This window comes from Methanobrevibacter sp. (genome assembly GCF_045114555.1).
Classification (GTDB): Archaea; Methanobacteriota; Methanobacteria; order Methanobacteriales; family Methanobacteriaceae; genus Methanobrevibacter.
The window spans coordinates 1-22,241 of the sequence record NZ_JBGUKT010000020.1 but is presented as its reverse complement, the minus strand read 5'-3'; the positions used below and the strand labels follow the sequence as shown (position 1 = coordinate 22,241).

15 protein-coding genes and 1 pseudogene are annotated in these 22,241 nt (G+C 29.9%); 11 read left to right on the top strand and 5 right to left on the bottom strand.

The genetic code is table 11. The annotated features are described in order from the left end of the window. The first annotated feature begins 87 nt into the window (after positions 1–87). Positions 88–1,380: a TIGR02710 family CRISPR-associated CARF protein gene (locus tag ACJMLB_RS05015; RefSeq protein WP_405324174.1), complete on the top strand. Its 1,293-nt coding sequence runs from the start codon at positions 88–90 to the stop codon at positions 1,378–1,380. A 14-nt stretch (positions 1,381–1,394) separates the two neighbouring features. Here ACJMLB_RS05015 and ACJMLB_RS05010 read toward each other — a convergent pair whose 3' ends face one another. Beyond that, on the bottom strand, positions 1,395–2,702 hold the full coding sequence (locus ACJMLB_RS05010; protein WP_405324172.1) for a tetratricopeptide repeat protein: 1,308 nt from the start codon (positions 2,700–2,702) through the stop codon (positions 1,395–1,397). A 434-nt stretch (positions 2,703–3,136) separates the two neighbouring features. On the opposite strand from ACJMLB_RS05010, the gene ACJMLB_RS05005 reads away from it, so the two are divergent. Further along, entirely contained in the window at positions 3,137–4,093 is a 957-nt protein-coding gene (locus ACJMLB_RS05005) for an AAA family ATPase (RefSeq protein WP_405324170.1), read from the top strand. A gap of 1 nt (position 4,094) precedes the next feature. Beyond that, positions 4,095–4,832, top strand: a complete 738-nt coding sequence (locus ACJMLB_RS05000; protein ID WP_405324168.1) for a hypothetical protein — start codon at positions 4,095–4,097, stop codon at positions 4,830–4,832. Between the two features lie 119 nt (positions 4,833–4,951). On the opposite strand, the gene ACJMLB_RS04995 is transcribed toward ACJMLB_RS05000, so the two are convergent. Then, positions 4,952–5,686, bottom strand: a complete 735-nt coding sequence (locus ACJMLB_RS04995) for a hypothetical protein (RefSeq protein WP_405324166.1) — start codon at positions 5,684–5,686, stop codon at positions 4,952–4,954. A 217-nt stretch (positions 5,687–5,903) separates the two neighbouring features. Then, entirely contained in the window at positions 5,904–7,310 is a 1,407-nt protein-coding gene (locus tag ACJMLB_RS04990) for a gamma-glutamylcyclotransferase (RefSeq protein ID WP_405324164.1), read from the bottom strand. A 193-nt stretch (positions 7,311–7,503) separates the two neighbouring features. Between ACJMLB_RS04990 and ACJMLB_RS04985 the strand changes: the two genes are divergently transcribed. Then, on the top strand, positions 7,504–8,469 hold the full coding sequence (locus tag ACJMLB_RS04985) for a hypothetical protein (protein ID WP_405324162.1): 966 nt from the start codon (positions 7,504–7,506) through the stop codon (positions 8,467–8,469). Positions 8,470–8,607: 138 nt separating this feature from the next. Continuing rightward, entirely contained in the window at positions 8,608–10,137 is a 1,530-nt protein-coding gene (locus tag ACJMLB_RS04980; RefSeq protein ID WP_405324160.1) for a hypothetical protein, read from the top strand. Positions 10,138–10,173: 36 nt separating this feature from the next. Here the strand turns inward: ACJMLB_RS04980 and ACJMLB_RS04975 are convergent, their stop codons facing one another. Then, positions 10,174–12,423, bottom strand: coding sequence for an AAA family ATPase (locus ACJMLB_RS04975; RefSeq protein ID WP_405324158.1), 2,250 nt, complete (start codon positions 12,421–12,423; stop codon positions 10,174–10,176). Between the two features lie 9 nt (positions 12,424–12,432). Further along, the gene (locus tag ACJMLB_RS04970; protein WP_405324156.1) at positions 12,433–12,573 is read right to left on the bottom strand and encodes a hypothetical protein; all 141 of its coding nucleotides are present in this window, start codon (positions 12,571–12,573) and stop codon (positions 12,433–12,435) included. 161 nt (positions 12,574–12,734) lie between these two features. Here ACJMLB_RS04970 and ACJMLB_RS04965 point away from each other — a divergent pair. From ACJMLB_RS04965 to brxC, 6 genes and pseudogenes are all read left to right on the top strand, one after another. Beyond that, positions 12,735–13,112, top strand: a pseudogene (locus tag ACJMLB_RS04965) (MrcB family domain-containing protein); the annotation flags it as partial. Between the two features lie 123 nt (positions 13,113–13,235). After that, positions 13,236–15,569: an AAA family ATPase gene (locus ACJMLB_RS04960; RefSeq protein WP_405324186.1), complete on the top strand. Its 2,334-nt coding sequence runs from the start codon at positions 13,236–13,238 to the stop codon at positions 15,567–15,569. A gap of 136 nt (positions 15,570–15,705) precedes the next feature. Further along, a complete protein-coding gene (locus ACJMLB_RS04955) occupies positions 15,706–17,106 on the top strand; it encodes a hypothetical protein (protein WP_405324154.1) in 1,401 nt (466 codons plus the stop codon). A 131-nt stretch (positions 17,107–17,237) separates the two neighbouring features. Further along, on the top strand, positions 17,238–17,831 hold the full coding sequence (locus tag ACJMLB_RS04950) for a DUF1819 family protein (RefSeq protein ID WP_405324152.1): 594 nt from the start codon (positions 17,238–17,240) through the stop codon (positions 17,829–17,831). Positions 17,832–17,859: 28 nt separating this feature from the next. Further along, positions 17,860–18,438: a DUF1788 domain-containing protein gene (locus tag ACJMLB_RS04945; RefSeq protein ID WP_405324150.1), complete on the top strand. Its 579-nt coding sequence runs from the start codon at positions 17,860–17,862 to the stop codon at positions 18,436–18,438. Positions 18,439–18,449: 11 nt separating this feature from the next. Beyond that, a complete protein-coding gene (brxC, locus tag ACJMLB_RS04940) occupies positions 18,450–22,067 on the top strand; it encodes a BREX system P-loop protein BrxC (RefSeq protein ID WP_405324148.1) in 3,618 nt (1,205 codons plus the stop codon). Positions 22,068–22,241 lie beyond the last annotated feature (174 nt).

Here is a 22,241-nt window from a genome sequence, read left to right as displayed (position 1 = left end):
TATTAAGTCAATATAATTAATTAATTCATATATAAACAAAAATATAAAATTCATTAATTTTAAATCATCATAGATTATGGGATTGACATGAGACGAAAAGAAGTAATTTTATTCATGACCGTAGGGACTGGAATCAATCAAGGCTCAGAAGAAGAGGGCTATAAGAGCATGGCCAATAAGCTTTACTCTTCAATAAATAGAATATTTCCTAATTTTGTCGTATTCTTTGCTACTGAAAAGTCCAAAGAGACCATAAAGTATATAGAAGAATTGTTCAAAATGGAAAATGATATATTCGTTGAAGATGAGGATTATGAAATCAAGTATATAGAGGAAATAGATGATTTCAATCATTGCTTTGAGATAATTGAACAAGGGATCTGGTTCTATGACATCTTATCAGAAGACAATGTTGAAATCGTAATGGACTATACCTCCGGTACCAAAACCATGTCTGCAGCTATTGCATGCTGTGGTATGATGTATAACAAGACCTTGGTTTCAGTTGGAGGAGACAGGTCTGCAGGTCTTGTGGCTCAAGGAACAGAATCAATCAATTATCAAAATCTCTATAAAATCTATGATAAGTTTGCAATTATGAGAGTCAGATCTAATTTCAATGCTAATCGTTTCTTTACTAATATTGATGTTTTAAATAACATTGTGGATTCCAGTATAGCTAAAGATGATTTATTAAACCTTTGCAAGTCATATTATGCCTGGGAAAATATGGATTTCAATGAGGCATACAATTTCATGACTCAAATCAATATGGACCGTTTGATTTTTTATGAAATCAAGGAAGAGTTGAAGAAAAACCTAAAGGCCTTAGGTGCAATCTGCAAGTCAAAGTCTGAAAACCTTAAGAATTGCTATATTCTTGCTAGTTTAATAAATAATTCAATAAGAAGGGCAGAAGAATACAAGTATGATGATGCAATTGCAAGATTATACAGGGCTTTTGAGCTTATAGCTCAAATCAGATTGTATAAGTATAAGCTCTTTTCTTCAGATATTGATGTTGAGATTCTAAAAAACAAGGGGGTTAGTGTGGAATTCATTCAAGACCTTGAGAGAAAAAGAGAAGAAGACGGCAAGATCAAGATAGGTCTAATTAAGGATTATAATCTCCTATATCAATTGGATGATGATTTAGGCAAGTATTTCATTGAAAATGAGAATAGAATCAGAAATATGACTAAAAAGAGAAACGAGTCAATTTTAGCTCATGGATTGGAATCCCAGGATAAGGAAAGCTTTGATGAGTTCTTGGATCTTATTGTAACTTTGGCTAAAAAGTTGGATAAGGATATGAATAAGTTCTTGGATGAGACTAAATTTGCCAAGTTTGATTTAAAGGTAGATATAAATAAGGATTAATTCTTTTTTTTATTTTATTCATCTTCGTCCTCATCTTCCCCTATCTCTTTTAAAAACTCTTTCCATTCTCTTTCCTCTTCCATCATGTATTCATTGTATTTCTTAAAGTCCTTTTCGGCTAACTCTTCTTTTCCACTTCTTTTATAATGCTTAGCGCGTTCTAGATATATTGTATAATAGTCAGGATGCTTTGATTGAAGCTTATTGTAGATGTTTTCAGCCCTTTCTGAATATCCTGCCTTAGATAGTCTGCGTGCAATTTCCATAATGTATTCGCTGTATGGCCCTTCACTATAATCCCAATTCTCAAGCATCACATGTGTTCCTACCTTAAGGGATTCAAAAGCATTTGGATCGTCTCTCAAATCGAAATAAATTGCTCCAAGGACATGGAATACCTTGTCATATTGATAGTTACTCAATAGCTTGTTTGCATATTCGATTGCTGTATAATAGTATCCTAAATAATAGGATGTTTCGGTGATTAAAAAAAGAGAAGTTTCATCCATTTCATCGATTTCCAATGCTTGCCTTAAATATCGATGAGCAAGGTCGAACTTTAGTATTTCAATATAGTTTTTAGCTATTGCAGTTTTCTTATCCACTGTAGGATAGAGTCTATCTGAGTTAATGAGGTATTTCAATGAGTCGTAAGGCTTGTTCATTTCATAGTAAGACATCCCTATGACATAATTGAAATGGGCTGATTCAAGATCCTTTTCAAAGATTCCCTTTTGTTTTTGCTCTTCAAAGGACTCGATTAGCTCATCGTATTTGCCAAGAGAGTATAAGCGAATCAGTACAGCAGATTTCATTGATGGAACTACATTGGCAAGCTCATTGTAATAGAACATGGAACGTTCGCTATCATCAATTTCATCATAGATTTCTGACATGTGATACAATGCCAATGTGTTTTCAGGGTTCAAGTCCAGCACTTTGTCCCCGTATTCGATTGCATTTTCGTATTCTTCAAGTTCCCTGTATACAATCAAATGATTCAATAGGTATCTTTCCTTATTCTTGGTTTCCTTTAAGATTTCCAATGCCTTAGCTATTTCATTCATTTTTATATAGGTAAGCGCTATCATAAGAAAACCGCTGTCACTCACTCTACCATTCTCTATGCATTTGTTAAATAGTTCGATTGATTTCTCATATTCCTTATTTTCGTAATAATCGCAAGCCAGATTTTCCTGGAATTCGATTAGATTCGGATTGATCTTCAGTATTTCCTTACATACTTCTATGGATTTGTCTACATTGAATTCACATTCCACAGAGTTGTAGGATGCTATTAGTTTGTCAAGTTTGCTTGACATAAATATCACCGTATAAAAATTGATTTAACAAGTTTATGTAATGGTAGTATATAAAGGTTTTGAATTAGTGTAAAATAAAAAAAGAAAAAGAAGGGTTATTTTTATAAATAATTAACTATTTATGGTTCTTTTTCTTTTTTATTAATTTATTTCAGTTAATTTTATATATTGGGATTCACAAATTAGTGTTAAAGAGTAGTGGATTTCTCCACTACTTCTCCTGCATTGATATTGTCTTCACTATTAAAGTATTAATACAAGATAATATAGTGCAATGGCAATATCAATTATTTCCCCCATAAAATCACTTTTAGAAAGTACATTTGCTTTAACTCTTTTTAAACTTTTTTTTAGCTATTTATGTTTTATAAAAAAATTTCAATAAATTTAAATTTTTAAAAAACATACTATTATTAAAAATAATAGGGGATAACATGTCTAATTTTAAATTTAAGATTAATAATGTAGGTTCAATCAATCATGCGGATATGGATATAGGGAGAATCAATGTCATAGGTGGTAAGAACTGTACAGGAAAGTCCACCACAAGCAATTTGTTATACTGTTTCTTAAGGGCCATTTCATCAGAAAATGACTCTACAATAAAGGAATTGCTTGATAGTGAATTCGATATAACAGGACCTCAGGAAAACAAGGATTATGCATACATATACTGTGATGATGAGTTTTCATACACTATTGATTTCAAGAACTATAAGTTTGATAAAAAGGGACATATTGACATAAGCAAGGTCTTTTACTTTGATTCATTCTCATTATTTGACAATAAGTCAGGTGGAACCTACTTTTTAGAGCATGTTAAAAGTTTGGAAGCAGCTTTGGAAATAACTGAAGACAATCACAATGAGGAGTTGGAAGTTGAAAAGCTAATTAAGGAAATTCTAGGTGGTCAAATCCAAAAGGAAAACGGTGAACTGTTCTTCGTAAGGGAAAATGGATTCAAGTCACATATGAAAAACACATCTTCAGGAGTTAAGCAGGTAGCCATTATCCAAACATTATTGAACAACAAGGAACTTGAACCTAATTCATTCCTGATCATGGATGAGCCTGAAGTCAATCTTCACCCTGAATGGCAGATCAAGTTTGCAAAGATTCTTGTCTTGCTTGTAAAGGAGCTTGACTTAAGCATTTACATCGCTTCACATAGTCCTTTCTTCATTGAAGCCATTGAATTATATTCCCAATACTATGGCTTGATAGATGATAGCTATTTCTACCTAACTCAAAAGGCAGAAGGGTATCAGTATGACATTGTTTCTGTTGACTCCAATAATCTGGAGGCAATATATAGAAACCTAGGACAACCTTATGATATCCTTGATAAGATCAAGATGGACTTGATGTTTAAGAAATTAGATGGTGATTGAAATGGATGATATGGAAAAGTTTGATAAGTTTTTGTCCAGTTACACTAAGTACTATCAGACTGTATCAGAGATATCAATGCCATGCCCGGTTCATGATAAAGATTGTCCTTCAATTAAAAAGAAAGAATGCTTCAGTAAATCAAAGGAACCTCTTGTAAGTAGTGATTTCATGATGTATTCCTTTGATGATATTTGTAGGGATACTGAAACTATAGATATTTGTAACCTGCCATCTACAGTAGACGGTTTGTATTTGGATAAAAAGAGAAAAGTTCTATATTTCATAGAGTATAAAGGAGTGCGAGTTGATAAGAATAATCAACGAAGTCAGCTTCAGGAAATATTGTATAATATGGATAAAGATTATGAGTGTTATGATAAGTATTATGAGAGATTGAAAAGAGTTTACAACAGTTATGGGGATGAACTTGCATTTAAGTTAAGGTTAAAGCCATTTGAAACTCTTGATCTTGCATTGCCTAATGTCTATAAGGATTATTGCAATAAAAATAACATTTCTGAGGAGGATAAGTTGGATTTAAGTGAGTTCCTGTCTAGCATTAAGAAGGTTTATATTGTTGTAGCGGTTTGTGATAAGAGGAATCCAGCTGCAGATAGGGCTGGTTCCTATAGGTTTATTTTAAGAAAGCCTTTTGATAGATTGAGAGATCTTGGATTATTTGATATGGTTGAGATTATGGATCATAATGAATTTAAATTCTTTTTAGAGAGGATTTGAAACTTATATTATTTTAAAAAGAGTATAAAGAAAAGATTAAATTTTATTTTTTAAGAAAAAAAGAAACTAATAGAAAGATCTATTAGTTTATATTATTTTAATAATTTTAGATAACACAATTATTCATAGCTTGATGATTGGCCGCTATCACTTACTCCATAATCTTCATAATAACTATCATCATATTCATCGTCTGAATAATCCGCTTCAGTGTTATCTACACTAACATCAGACTCAGTAGAAGTGTCTTCGGTTTCATCATCCAACTCTTCATCAGGTTTTGTTGTTTTAGTTTTAGTGCCGGTTCCATCATCTGCACTTACTTTAAGTGGTTTTTTCCATTTCACACTATCCATCATATCTACAACATACTGTTCATTCTCAGAAGCGATAATTATTGTCTGATTTAATGTATCATTTTTAAGAATTCCAATGTATAAGTCAGATACATTATCCTTATTTTTTGTATTAGTTCCCATCTGAGCAGCAAGTTTTTTCCTCTCATCAGCACTAAGTTTAAATACACCATTATCTTGTAGCTCTGCTTTATCAGTTAAATTATGGATATATGAATCAATTAATGATTCAGCAAAAGCGTTGAGGTTTAAATAACTACTGTCATCATCATATCGGAATCCAACAATATGGGTAGTATTTTCCTTGTCATCAAAATTAACGGCTATGTCTGATCTGTTTGTTAATTCAAGAGTAGCAGGAACTACCATGGTTGTACCATTTTCAAATATTTCAACGGTCTTTTTCTCATATGTCATCATGTCATATGCTACATAAGCAGCAGCACTGCCGACAATAACAACAGCTAATACTATAGCGATTATTATCTTTTTATCCATATTCTTCACCTACATATGTTTTTTATATACATATTATCTTTTTAATTCTATTTTTAATTTTCTATTTTTTAGAATTTTAATATGTAGGTTGGAGGAAAAGAGTTTATTAAGTAAAATAACAAGAATTTTTTTAAAAAGAGTAAATGGAAAAAAAGTTTTGAATTTAAGTTTTTTTCATAATATTAAAAAAAGAATAATAGTTGTTAAAGGAATAAATTTATCCTCTAATGCAACTATCAAGGTAATTGTCAATGTCCTCTTCAGACATTTCGCTCCAGTTTTCCCTGATTCCTCTTTTAAGAGTGTTCAAGTATTCCTTGCAAGGTTCGTTGTAATCTCTCAATTCAATGTTGGTTATGGTACGCATTTCGATTCCGTCCATTTCTCCTAGGACGACGATGTCTTCGTACCAGCTTCCTTGTCCATTTGGATAGCGTCCGCAGTTTTCTTCTACAGCCACGTGCTTGAATTGGTCTTTTGTAATGAGATAAGCGACTCCCAATGCATGTCCTTTCTTGCTTGTATCCAAGAATGATACTCCGCATCCGTTCCATGATCCTGAATGGTTTCCGAAGTACATGTCGTATGGGATGTCTATTGTCCTTTTTTCAAGAGGGGCAGTTGTGTCATAGCAAGCTTCGTTATAGGAACCTCCATCCTCAAAGCATCCTCCTTCGATGTAGGTAAGGAATCTTTCTTCAAGCATGTTGCTTCCATAGGATACATACCAGATGTATTCCTTCCATGAATCTATTTTTTCAAGTCCTTCAGTGTCTTGAGCGTATTCATAGATGTAAGCCAATTCATTGCCTGTTGTAATTTCGCATTTGCGAATGTAAAGGCTTCCTTCGCCTTCAAGCATGTCTATTGAAGTCATGTCATTTTCATGAACTTCGTAAAGTTCCCCAATGATTCTTGAATTTCCAGGTATAATTGCAGGATAGAATCCTCCCACATTATACATGTCATATCCTTCAATGGCAGCTTTTCCAAGGCAGGTGCTGTTTTCAAGGAAATGGTGGTTGCTTTCTCCAGTCATAAGTGTTCCGTAAACAAACACTTTTCTAGTGCTGAAGTATTCGTTTATTTTGAGTATGTTTTCCTTGTAGTCTTCGCCCCATGTGCCTTTGAAAGCTTCTTGCTCTTCACGAGCATCAAATTCAACCATGATATTCAATATCATTTCTGTGAATTTTGAATTTAAGTCTGGGTGAAGATCAATGAATTCACGAAGCCCACCTTTCATGAAGATGTTCAATGCTTCGATTTGTCCTTGAAGTGAATCGTATCCATGGCCAGTTAAGTTTCTGCAGCAGCATCTTTCTAATCCATGGATTAGAGGAGTTTCTATCTTTTCTTTTAATTTGGAATCTCCTGTTAAGTATGCTTTCATGAGAATTGATGAGCAGATGTATGTTGGCTCATGGCAGAAGTCAACCCTTGCATCTGAAGGGATTTTATAAGTGGAGAATAGCTTGAAGCTACCATCCTTGTCCTGGAAATCTAATATGGCGTTTAGATTTTCGAAATCTCCTTTTTCAAGGATGTTCCTGAGGGTTGATTTCATTTCGTAAAGTTTTTCTATGTTTGGTTCGTTTAATCTAGTTAATTTTAAAGTGGTCATGTTATCATCTCCGTGTTGTTTTTTTAAAAAAAGCTTTGGTGTAATTTTTTAAAGCTTGTTATTAGGATTTGGTGTTATCCTTCTAACATAATATTTAAGTTTTTCATAGTATATATACTTTTCGGTTTTGAGCAATTAGTGATATAGAAATATTGTAAAAACATAAAAATAATTAATTGATAGGGGGATAAAAATGAATCCTAATTCCGGAAGAGAAAGTGAAATAGATAATAAAAATCAGAATAATGTACATTTTGATTGTGATAATGATGGATTTGAAAAGAAACCATACCCATTAACTTTCAATAATGATTATAAATTGCCTTTTTTTGCATATGGGATATTTAAACCTAGGCAACTAGCTTTTTCAAGAATCGAAAAATTTATTGATTATGAAAAGACTAGTAAAAGGCCTAGAGATATCCATTATAAAATGATTACTAGAGATGGAGTACCATTAATTGAAGATAAAGAAGATAAAAGGTATTATACACAGGGCTATTTGATATATTTTAAAAAAGGTCATGAAAAACGAGCTTATGATATTATAAGCAATACTCAACGTAGGGCATTATATAATTGGAAAGAGATTGAAGTTGATGGCATTAAATCAAATGTTTTAGTGGGTTTACATCTTGAAAGAGGAATTCCTGGAAATGAATTTGCTATAGGTGTCTTTAGAGGAGAAAGGGATCCTTTGTTCTCTTTTGCAATGAAAAAAATTGGAAAGACTGTTAAAGAGATTGAAAATGGTAAAAAAACTATTCCTAATATTCAAAACTTTTTCAATATACAACAGAATTATATGTTATTATGGTCAGCAATTGAAAGATATGCAAGCTTAAAATATGATATTAATAAAGATGAAAGGGTACAATTAGCTAGAGAATACAGCGACATTTTTAAAAATGTCATAGAAGAACATGTTGATGAGGAAAGGGTAGTTTATAATTCTGAAACTCTTTGGTGCAATCGATTAGATCCTGATAATTCAGTAGGTTCAATGTTCTATTATTATACTGTTAGGTGTAATATTGTACATAATGGGAAAGAGTTTCAAATTAGGGATTTTGATTTGTTATTAGAGTCTTTAGTTGAATTATATAAAATATTTAAACAGGTTCTGGAGAAAACTTTTTCAAACAAGAAAACCATTTGATATTGTTATGATAAATTTATATTTTTATCTAGGAAATAAATTAAAATTTCAAAAATATTATAAATAACATTAAAAATAACATTAAGTATCTAATAAATTTAATTTTTAAATTGGCTATATGTTTATAGAGGGATTTTTATGGAAAAGGAATTTTTTGATGATTTTCAGATAGATAAGAATGATTATAAAGAGGATTTTGCTAAATGTGATAAATTAACTGCAGATTTGCAAGTGGAAAAATTTGATTTAGATAAATATAGAGATAAAAACTTAGTTTTTTCTTCAGAATTATCTGATTCTCAAAACATTCTTAATAAATTTGCTTTAAAGGAGATAGGTAAGGAATTAGCTAAAGAGAAAGAATATGAAAAACTTATTTTATATTTGGAATCTTTACTTGAAAATTCCTATTTCGAAAATGATTATTATGTTTATAGACAATTAGCTATATATTATCTTAGAACAAGACCTAAAAGATTTGATAAGCAATTAGAAATCATAAAGAAATTTTTTAAAAGTGGGATATATTGTAGTCATAATCAATACTTGTGGTTCTCTAAAAAGCTTTTTGAACTAAGAGACAGAGGTTTAACAACAGATGAGGAAATATTAAGTTATACCAAATATTTTAGGGAAAATGGAAGTCTCAATAAGTTTAATGAAAATTTTCCAGTGATTCTAGCTGAAAGGATATATAAAAAGCACAATGGTTATGTGGATATTGATAGTGAATATTCCTATGAAAGAGCTCAAATGAGACAGGAATTGGAATTCATTGGCCAACAATTCAAGAACGATGGCGACTATGAAAGTGTAATTGACTTTTATAATGGTGTTTTTGAATATACTGATTTTGATAGCATAAGAATGTATGACAATTTAATATCTTCTTATGAGCAGTTAGGTGATTATGAGTCTATGTTAGATACTTTATCTATATTGTTTAAGAAGAATTACATTAGAGGGGAAACCAATAAAATTAAGTTTAGTAAGAAATTGGATTTTGTCAATAAAGAATTAGGAACTTCATTTACAATAAATGATTTGAAGGAATATAATTTTAAACAATTAAAAAGGAATGATCATGCATTTAATACTTCAGATTCTAAAAATAAATATATTGGGAAAAAAGATATTAATCCGGAAACTAATGTAAAAGATTCTAATGTATCAACTCACGAATTATTATTTAAATATGCAGAATTATATGAAAAAGGATTGTTGACTAGGGAAGAATTTGAATTTATGAAAAAACAGATTTTTTCACAGCAAATAAATAATCCCGATAATGAATCTCAAGAAGTTAATGATTTAAATAATAATAAAGACCTTAAATCTTCTAATAATAATAATCGTCCTGTTTATAAGAAATTTAGTAGAGATTACATTGTTAAAACTATTATTACTGTAGGCCGTAAGAATTTTTACAATTTACAAAAATTTAATATAGGTGATAAAATCCTTGCTATTAGAACTAAAAAAAGCAATCCTATTAACATGAGAATTGTAGATATCGAAGGATTCGTTACAGTGAAAAGTCCTACAGATAATATAATCAAAATTAGTGGGAACAATTATAATTATATTAAAAGTTTAGAACCAGGAGATTTGATTGCTGTAAAAACCAAAAATAGGCCTGGCTCTGTAATTTTAGAAATATATGAATAGATAAATAAAAAATACTTTTTCAATATTCTTATTTTTCTATTTACATTTTTTTATTTTTTTAAAGGTAAAGAAGTCTTTGCATTTTTTCTGGCTGCAATATCCTAAACCTTTGTCCTTATTGAATTTCAAAACATAATTTCCTTTATGATTTTTACATTTAAATGCTATTTCCAAATTATAGACAGCATCCCTTAATTTCTTTATTTCACTCATGTTCAAGTCATAATTCAATTCATTATTATGGGATGTTAGATTAGCTTTATATAATGACAAATCAAGTTGTTCGAAGACATCACGGTAATATTCTTCCACATTAGTGCCAGTGAACATGTTTTCTGCAAATTTTTTGGTTGGTTGGAAGTAATCATCCACAGTATAATGCTTTTTAATAGGCAATGCAATTCCATTTGTTTTGCATATTTTATCCAGTACATATTCTAAATGACGTCTTATTGCATTTCCTGCAGCAAAAGTGTCATTGTTATTAATGTAATTTTCAATTCTTTTCTTTTCATCGATTCTTATGGATAATGATGGCCCAATATACTTATCCCAATCGGTTATCTCTATAAATTGGAATCCTCCTCTTTTATAATATTCAGCGAGTCTGAACAATTGTTCAAACCATAGCTTATTATGAGTAGTGATGATGAATCTATAGTTTCCAAAGTATTTGAACAATAGACTAATCACCTGTTCCTTATGCTCTAAATCTACAGTTGATATAATGTCGTCTAAGATAATGAAGTCATATTCATTGAACTCTTTTACAAATGCTAAAAATAAGCATAATCCTAAGGTATCAATATGTCCTTCACTTGAATATGATCTTGGTTCGAATTCATCATCCCCAAAGAATAAACCTAAAAGTAGGCCTGATGAACCTTTAATTTTCATTTTAGGGTTAAGAATTTCATCACCGTCATGTATATAATTGAAGAATTCAATTGTATAATCCTCTATTTGCTTTAAAATGTTTTCAAGTTCTTCTTTTTTTATTTTTTTAAATAATTCAAAAGAGGTATTAGAGACTTCATATTGTTTTTGTATTTTTTTCAGATCCTCTTTGTTTTCCAAATATTGTTTAAGAATCATCAGATTATCCAAATCTTGGTTAATTTCCTCTGCATTTGTTTGGATTTTACTTTTCATTGATAAAATATCTTCGTTTAAATTATCAAGGATTTCCTTATCCATTTCAGATACTTTTTTATCAAAATTAGACAAGTCCTTTAAAGATTCGATAAGGTCATTTAAATCATAGTCCAATGTGTTTTTATCGCTATTGAAATCTTTTATTTGATAATTTAGGTCTATTAATTTGCTTATTAAATTCTCACAATCGTTTTTCCAAGTCTTAAATAATTTCATTTCCTTATTGATTTGATTAATTTTTGGACTTAAATCTTCAATGATCTCTTCACTATCAATCTCATTTTGACAAATAGGGCATTCTTGTGGATTTTCCATTAAAAGGTATTCCTTAGATTTTTCAAGTAAGGAAACTAAAGAATTAGTTGTTTTCAATTCCATTAATGTGATGTTTTCGTAATTATCCAATAATTCTTGATAATTCCTGTTGATTCCTTCAATGTCTTGACTTAATAGTTTATGTGGCTTGGTGATTTTATTTTCATTAATATATTGCTTTAAATCAGTTGATTCATTAATTTCACTTAAATTGTTCTTTTTCAATGAAATGTTAATTTTATTATAGATATCTTCTTCTTCACAGTTATAGAATTGAGTTAATTCGTTGATTTTCTCCTTATTCTTTTTTTCCAATATGTTTAATTCATCATTTATTGCTTTTGTAGCTTGTCGTAATTTGGTTTCTATCTCATCATATTTTTCATATGATATTAGTCCAGTAATTTGATCATACCTCTCTTTAGGTTTTGATTCAATGAAAGATAAAAGCTTTTTCCTATTAAGTAAAAATGAGCCGTTTTTAAAGTCTTCATAGATATCCGACAATTCTCCAGGGTCAAACTCTTCATTAAATGATCTTTGAATATACTTGTCCCCTATTTTTGCCCTGACCAATAGATCTTCTTTGGAATCTCCCTTATGAATGAGCGCTTCATCATGTTTCAATCCTTGAATCCCTTTTAAGGAGGCAATTTGTCCAGTGAATAGGTATTCGAATGCCTGTGTAATTGAACTTTTTCCACATCCATTCGGTCCACATAATACTAATGATTTATTATCAAAATTATATGAGAAATTCTTAAGGCCTCTAAATGATTTTATTTCAATTTCATTTACATTGAATTTTCTACTCATTAAAACCACCTAGTAATGTTTTTTTACAAGTTCAACTATTTCCTCTTTGGAACCGATTTCTATGGATTCTTCAAGCTCTTTAATGAATTCTTCTTTTATGTCTTCTTTTCTAAGTTCTGCGAAATATTTCTCTAAAAGTTCATCTGACATGGAATCAACTCTATGAAGTTTATATATTTAAATATTATTTTGTTTTTAAGATATAAATAATCTTATAAAATAAATTCAAATATAAAATTTTATTATTTATTAAAATAAAAATATTATCAGATATCCTTATTTTTAGTTGAAGAATTTAGGGGGATTTTTTTATGGAAATTGATTTTGCTCGTGATTTAAAAGAGATTTTTGACAGATACGAAGAAGAAAAGCAGAAACCATTAAAAGGTAATGAATTTGCTAATAAAATGAGGCATGAGTTTAATGAAGATTTTATGAATTTTGCTTTAGAATTCACATCAAACGAATATGAATATATTAGTAAAATAAGTGTTGGTTCTGGGGAATGGGTTAAAGAACCATGGGCAGGTATAAGGTGTACTAAAATTACAGATACATTTCAAGATGGTTTTTACTTTTATTCAGATTTTGATTTAAAGGAAAAAATTTATAATATTGGTCTAAGTCTCGGCACAGAAAATGTTTCAAGGAATAAACGAGACAATAGATTCGATTTTTTAAAGAAAAAGATTGAAGAGAAATTTCCGGAAATATTTAATCAAATAAAGTTTTATGATTACAACCTAATTTTTGAATCTTTTAATTATGATCAGTTATCTAATGAAAAATTAAAAGAGGTTTTTAAATCATTATTGAAGATTTATGAAGATTTGATTCCTGATTTTTATAAATTTTTAGAAAATGAACCTCCATTGAAATCTGATCTTCGCCCTAAAAACGATAATGTAAGAATTTGGAGAATTGCATCTGGTTATTCATCAATATCTAAAGAGGCATGGGAAGAATTTAAAAAAGGTTCTTATATTGGTATAAGTTTTGATTATAGTGGTGAAGAAATAGATTATTCTAGTTTTAAAAATAGATGGGCATTGGATAAATACTTGATGGAATATGATATTAAAGCCCCATCTAGAACAATGGTCTGGAAATTTGCCAAATGGATTCGTAGAGGAGATATAATAATTGTTAATTCAGGTTATGATAAATTTGCAGGTATTGGTGTAGTTATAGGGGATTTTATTCCACCAAAAGAAAATGAAAATAAAAATGATTATGGATTAAACAGTATTTATCCTGTTAAATGGATTCATACTCCTGATGATTTGGAGATTAGTTATCGTTTCTTTGCAAGACATGCTGTAGTTGAATGGGATGATGAAAAGTGGGATAAATTTTTATGTGCGGTTTCAAGAAATAACCCTCGATTGAAAGAAAAGATTTTAAAAAATCTTTATGATGAATATTATAAACTTTTACAAGAAGATGATGTGAAAGAGCATTTAGAAAGGTATGAAAAAGAGTCTGAAGAAATAAATAAAGCTTGGAATGAAATAGTTGAGAAATATAACAATGGACAACCCATTCATCAGGATGTATGGGAAAAAATTCTAAATAGACAAATCAGAGTTCATAAGGATGGCGTATCCAACGTTAAATCTGCACTTAAATCCCAGATGGGTCTTTCAGATGAAGATTTAGAAAATATGGCTAATTTATTATTTGAAACCTTATTAAAACTTAAGGGCAATGATGATGAAGAAGATCAAAGGAGAATAATTAAAGAATATGTTGAAAACAAATATTCTAAAGGGCTTGGAATCGGACGTTTCAGTTCAATACTTTATTATTTAGATAATCAATACTATGTAATTAACAAAAAAACTATTGAGACTGTAAAATTATTATCTTTGATTTTAGGGGATGAAATTATAATAAGTAAATCCCTATCCGATTATATTGATGAAAATAAGAGATATCATGAATTCTTAGACAAATTGAGGAATGCTTATCTCTATGATAAGGTAGATGTAAGTGACTTTTTAGTATTTGATCCACTTTGCCATTATATTTGTTCTGAAAGTCCAATAAATTATATAGGAAAAAATGCAGTAAGAATACCAATTGAGTATTATGTCAATACAAATGAAACTTTTTATGGAAAGGACATATCTCTTGAAGAAGATTTGGAGGAAGAGGCTAATGATGTAGAAAGTGATGATAGTTTTGAAAATAAAACAGAGTTGCTTTATTTAACTCCTGATTTATTAGAATCTAAGTTACAATCATTTAAAATATCCGAAAACATCATCAATCAATTATGTGCATCTTTAAATGCTGGTAAGAATATTATCCTTGATGGTACTCCAGGTACTGGTAAAACAGAGCTTGCAAAGAAATTTGCAACTGCTGCAAGTGATAATAACTTTATTGATGGTTATGTTCTCACTACCGCTACCTCTGATTGGTCTACTTTTGATACAATTGGAGGGCTTATGCCTAATGAAAAAGGAGAACTTTTCTTCTATCGTGGAAAATTTTTAGATGCAATTGCTGAAAATAAATGGCTTATTATTGACGAAATCAATCGTGCAGATATTGATAAAGCATTTGGACAATTATTCACAGTTTTATCTAAACAAGATGTTGAATTGCCTTATAAAGAAAACAATAAACCAATCCAAATCAAATTATGGGAAGAAAATGATTCAACATATGATGAGGAAAATGCAATTTATTATATTGGAAAAAATTGGAGAATTATTGGGACAATGAATGTTGATGATAAGGATAGTTTATTTGATCTTTCATATGCATTTATGAGAAGATTCATGTTTATTGAGGTAGATCTTCCTGAAGAATCCGATTATAAAGACCTTATTAAGATGTGGGCTAATGATTTGTCTGATGAATACACAAATAATCTTCTTAGAGTATATGATGTTATTAAGTTTAGAAAATTAGGGCCTGCGATATTTAAGGATATGACGGAATATATCAAATTTAGAGATGAAATAAGTGATGACAGCACTGATTTAATCCTTGCAGAAGCGATAAGTTCGTATATTGTGCCTCAATTTGAAGGACTTAATAGGAATAAAGTTGAACAAATCAGAAAGCTAATTGGTGATATGGGCTTATCATCATATTTGGATGAAGAGTTGAAGGGATTGATTCCTAAATTTTAGGTAATAATTTACTATAATTTTAATTAAGTTTAGCTATTATAATTTTGATTATTTTAGATATTCCTTAATTATTTTTATAGTTATTTTTAATTTAATTGATTCTATATGAAAATTTTAGAAAATACTTTGAGTGCCTATGTATCAAGTTTATGAAAAAGAAAGTTCTGTTGAAGTTTCAGTAAAAATTGAATCTAAAAATAAACCTTTTGGAACTTTGAATGATAAAGAGATTAAATCAAAGGATATCAATGACCATTACAAGGTTACAGAATACAATATTGATTTAATTTATAATGAAATTAAGGAATTTATTCATTATTACCTCTTTTCAGGTGAAGTCAGCACTAATTTCACCATCAAAGTCCAAGATCTATTTGAAATGGATGATGATGATTTAAGAACCTTAAAAACAGTGCATTTCTTGTTAAGTGATGAAGTCAGAGACTTAATTCAAATATTGCCATATCTTCTTAGAAACCTTTCACATTCTACTCAAAAGAAAAAGGAAGAGTTCAATGGTATTGTTAGAGGCAGAATAGATTGGAATGCAACTCTTAAGACTAGATATTCCAAAGGATATAATGATCCTAGTCTTTTTGTTTGTTCACCACCATCTAAGTTCTATGACTTGGAAGAGAATCAGCTATTGAAGTTTGTTCTAAAAAAGATTATTAATTTAAAGAATAATTATCTTGATTTTGTGGATTATACAAAAAATGATGAGGAAAATCCATTTGATGTAGAGAACTTGTCTAAGGAAAAGAATTGGTATGAGATAGTTGGAAACAATTATAAGATGGCTAAAAAGACATTAAGAAAAGTCTATTTTGATGACATTTCTGATGTTAAGGTTATTAAAGCTAAGCATATCAGAAAAGCCTTTAAGAACAGGAATGTTCTTTATCATAGGGTGGCTAAGGCATTCATGCTTTATGAGGATTTATTCATCAATGAGGATATTGGGCTTCTTAAAGAATTGGTTGAACATAGGTTGATTAGAGCTACCAATCCTAACAAATTGTATGAGATTTATATATTCTATTCAATTGTTAAACTGTTGCCAAGCCCTGAATTAAGGCTATTACATGGTGGAAATGACTATTCCACTTGTGATGTGCTTGAGGATGGAACTAAGGTGACTGTTCATTATCAATACCTTCCAAAACCACTTCAAGAAGTTTCTGAGTATGCTGATATTCTTAGGAATTATAAGATTGGATGGTCCTATAGAGCTCCAGATATTATTTTAGAGTTTGAAAAAGAGGGAAAAATAACTTATAGGATTATAGAAGTTAAGAACAGTAGCAGCACTAATTATGTGAGAGATAGTGTTTATAAGGTAATGGGTTATTATAAAGACTTTGAGAGGATTTTAGATAATTCAGATGCTACATTTTGTGACAACTGTCCTTTAGTTCTTGTTACTTGGGGTGGAATAAGGATTAAGAATGATTATGATCCATTTGGGGATAGTATAATTGTTCTTAATAGGAAAGAGTTTTTAGATAGTTTGCAAAAATTAATCGAATTGGATTAATTAATTCTGTTTTTAGTTTTCAAATTTTCTCTTTATTTTTCGCCATCTTCTTCACTTTTTTAAATATTTTTAAAAAATTTTATATTCTATATTTTATATATATTATATTAATTAATTTGTGGGTGAAATAATTGAGGTATAGTGCAGGTTTAACAAATGATTCTTTTTGGTTTATTGAATCTAGAAAAATTGCTGAATTAATAGTAGGGGGTTATTCAAAAGAGGAAATTCTCGATTTAGCATTAGATGAAAATATTTTTCAAGTAGATACTGAACATCGTGCTACAAAGATAACTAATGCAGTATTCAGGCGTTTAAACTTTTTTTCAGAGGAAATTTTAGAATATTTCTTAAGAACAGACACTAATTCAGCAAAAATTTTTGTATTGATATCTATTTTAAATGTTGATAAACTCTTTTTTGAATTTATGTACGAAGTCTTTAGAGAACATATTATTTTAGGTGACTTTACTTTAAAACCTAAGGATTTTGATAAATTCTTTGATGAAAAGTCCTATCAAAGTGATGAAGTCAGTGAATGGACAGATGAAACTGTTGAAAGACTTAAAAGAGGTTATAGGAATATGCTTTCTGAAGCAGGTGTTTTGGAGCCATCAGGCAGTGAAAGAAAGATTTTAGTCCCATTTGTTGACTTAAGATTAAAGAATATGCTAATTGAAAACAACTTAGGTCCTTATTATTATGCTATTACTGGAGAAAAATAATTAATTAACTTAGGGTGTGGGGATTTAATTGAATATTGAAGAAAGATTGAATCAAATAGAAATAAAAATAAAAGAACCTTCTTTTTTACAGAATAAGGGTTTAGGAAACGAAGTGGGTTATTTTATTTTTGATTATGATCCTAAATACGAACAGAGAGTTCGTAAAGAAATTGAATATTTGAAAAATAAGATTAACAATAATCCTAATTTAGGATTTAAGATACTTGAATTTGACTTATATGAGATTATTTTGGATATTCTAAAAAATAAGGGTTATTTGGAAAAAACCTTTAAATTTGAAGAGACAAAAGGCAGAGATCATGCTAAAAAAGCTGTTACCAAGATGTTAAAGTTAGGTATGGATTCAAATTTAATCGTTAATTACATTATAGATAGATACACAGAAAATTCAGTCATTTTTATTACAGGTGTAGGCAAGGCATATCCTTTGCTTAGATCTCATAACGTTTTAAACAACTTGCATCAACAGTTAGATGAGGTTCCAGTGATTATGTTCTTCCCAGGAAAATATTCTGGAAACGATTTGGTGCTGTTCAATACAATTAAGGATAGTAATTATTATAGAGCTTTTCCATTAGTGGATTAGGGGTGTTGCATGTGAAAATAGGAGAAATGTTTGAAAAACCTATTGATAGGGACATTAAAGGTGTAATTAAAGTAGGTCAAAAGGATGAAGAAAACATATATCAAGAATTGAATGAATATGTTGTAACAGATGAACTAAAGAAGCATTTTAGTGAATTCTTTAACATTTATGCCAAAGGAACAACAATACCTACTGATGATATGGGTGTTTGGATTTCCGGTTTCTTTGGTAGTGGTAAATCTCACTTCCTAAAGATTTTATCTTACATATTAAATAGTCAATTGGAAGTTGAAGATAGGGAAAATCTCGGTAAATCTAGAAGACCAATTGATTTCTTTAAGGAAGACAATAAGATAGAAGATCCAGTTGTCATTGCAGATATGATTAAATCAAGTGGTGTTAGCACTGATGTTATTTTATTCAATATTGATTCAAAAAGTTCCAATTCCTCCTCTGAAAAAGATAAGATTCTAGATGTTTTTGTAAAAGTATTTAATGAAATGAGAGGATATTGTACAGAATATCCATTTTTAGCTGATTTTGAGAAGAAATTGGATTCTGAAGGAAAATATGAAGAGTTTAAATCAGTTTTCAAATCTATAAATGGTGAAGATTGGGAAATTGTAAGAGATGATTATTACTTTATCGTTGATGAAATTGTAGAATCAATTGTTAGTATTGGTTTTTTAAGTCAGGAATCTGCACAAAATTGGGCTGAAAAGGCTGAAGATAACTTTAATATCTCTATTGAAAAATTTGCTGAAGAAGTGGCTGAATATTGTAATTCTAAAGGAAAACATCATCATGTTGTATTCCTGGTAGATGAAGTAGGCCAATACATTGGTGATGATACTAAATTAATGCTTAATTTACAATCAATTACAGAAGATTTAGGAACTAAATGTCAAGGAAAAGCATGGATTATTGTAACAAGCCAACAAAATATTGATGATTTGGTTGATGTAAAAGGTCAGGACTTCTCTAAAATTCAAGGAAGATTTAAAACAAGACTTTCATTATCCTCTGCAAATGTGGACGAAGTTATCAGAAAAAGAATTTTGGCTAAAAATGAAGTTGCTAATAATATGTTGAAGGCATATTATCCACAAGTTGAACCTATATTAAGGAATAATTTCAGTTTTACTGACAGTGCAGAGATGAAAAATTATGCAAATGCAGATGATTTTGCATCTATTTATCCATTCATACCTTATCAATTCAATTTGCTCCAATATACATTGACTTCTATTAGGGAGCATGGAGCATCAGGAAAACACCTTGCTGAAGGGGAACGTTCAATGCTTGCAATGTTCCAGCATGCAGCTATTGAAATGATGGATAAGGATGAGCAGTCATTGGTTCCATTCAATATATTCTATGATGCATTATCACAGTTCATTGATCACTCTCATAGTTCTGTTATCATTAAAGCAGGATATAATGAGTTATTAACTGATTTTGATGTTCATGTATTGAAGACTTTGTTCCTTATCAAATATGTCAAGGAGCTTAAGGCAAACTTGGATAATATCACCATATTGATGATATCTCACATTGATGAAGATATGCCAGAGCTTAGAAATAAGATTGTCAAATCATTGGTAAGGCTAGAACGTGAGACTTTGATTCAGAAAAATGGAGATATCTATTCATTCCTAACCAATGAAGAGCAGGATGTTAACAAGGAAATCAAAAATGTCAATGTAGAATTAGGTGAAATACTAAATAAGGCATCTGATGTTATCTTTTATGATATTTTCAAGGAAAAGAAATACAAATACAACAATAAGTATAACTTTGCCTTTAACAAGGCAATTGATAATATAGATAGTGGAATGCATAAGAATGACATTGGCCTTAGAATCATTAGCCCTTATTATGATTTCAATGTGCAAAGCTCAGCTCAAACTACATTATCTGAAAGTTCAGAGCAGGAAATGATTTATAATGCTTTAAGAGGACTTTCCCAAAACAATAAGGAAGTCATATTGCATTTGAATAATGATTTCACTGTATTTAAAGAGATTGAAGAAAGCCTGCAGATTGAGAAATACCTTCAAAAGAACAGCACAGAAATCAAGGAACATCTCAAAATTGCAAAAAGTGAAGAGCGTTTAGAGAAGGAATCAAGAATTGTTATTTTGCTTGAAAAAGCTCTTAAACAGGCAGATATCTATGTAAATGGTTCTAAAGTGGACATTCCAGAGAAAAATGCAAGTGAAAGAATCAATGATGCATTAGGTGATTTGGTATCTAAAGTCTTTCATAAGCTCACTTATATGGACTTTTCACCAGATAAATCTGATATTATTGCTACAATCAAGGAATCTTCTCAAGAAACTTTTGCTGGAGTGGAATCAAAGGCAAATAATGCTTTAAATGATCTATATGCATATGTTGAAATGCAATCAAGCAATCATATCAAGCCAAGCATGAAGACAATTCTCATGAGATTCACTTCTGCTCCTTATGGTTTTATTGAGCTTGATGTAGAATGGCTTGTAGCTAAACTCTTCTCTCAAAAGAGAATTGATTTGATTATGAATTCTGAGATCGTTTCCTTAAAGTCTCATAAAGCTGATGAAATCTTTAAGTTCTTGGATGGAAAGGATTTCAGGGAAAAGCTATTAGTTGAAAAAAGAGAAGGTATTAAAAGAAGAGACGTAAAAACTGTCAAAATACTCTTAAAAGATGTTTTCAATGAAAGCATAAGTTCTGATAATGATGAACTCATTATGGATAAGTTTGTTATAGCTTCCGATAAAAAATTGAATGATATTAATGACTGTTTAACTTATTACAAGATAAATGATGATTATCCTGGTAAGGATGCTTTAATTGATGCAAGAGATTTATTGTTGGATGTAAAATCTAAAAAATCCATTAATCAGTTCTATAGTTTTGTAGTGGAAAAAGAAGATGAATTTTTGGATATGGGTGATAATACATATTCTGTTATTCAATTCTTCACTAGCAGTCAAAAGAATTATTTTGATGAGGCAAGCAGGAATTATAAGATATATGAATCCAATATGAACTTTATCAGTGATATGGAATTGATTGATATTGTTAATCAGATTAGAGATATTCTCAGAATGCCTAATCCTTATTCCAAAATTAAAGATCTTCCGCAATTGAATGATAAGTTTGAAGAAAAACATAAGGAAATTATTGATAAAGAGAAAGTAACTCCAAGAAATGATATTAATAATGAATTAAATGAAGTTTTAGCTATTTTAGATGCAGATTATGAATTTAAAGAGGAATTGAATTCTAAATTTAGAACTGATTTTGAAAATAGATTTAATAACTTATCTAAAAAATTAACTAAAGCTAATGCGATTTCTGTTATTAAAGGAGTAAGTGATGAAGCTTTAATATTAAAAGACAATTGCATTATTAAAATCAATGATTTTAAAAGGATTAAATCTCAAGAGACTGGAAATGTTATTGTTGATCCTCCAATACAACCAAAATCTGTAGATCTTCCTATTAAATTCATTGCAGCCCAGTCTAAAGTTAAAATAGAAAGTGAAGAAGATTTAGAAATGTTCTTAAATCAAATAAAATCTGAAGTTAAAAAACGTTTAGATGATGATAAAATTGATATTGTTAATATAAGACTCTAATTGAGGTTATGTTTATGGATAAGAATGCTATTAAGACTTTTGCAGTTGAATCTCGTCGTAAGATGATTAAAAGTGTGAAGTTTCAAGCTAGTTTGCTTGGAATCACTGCTGATGAGATTAAAGAACCTATTTCCAAAGCAGAAGGTATGGAAACCTATGATTATGGTGCAGGAC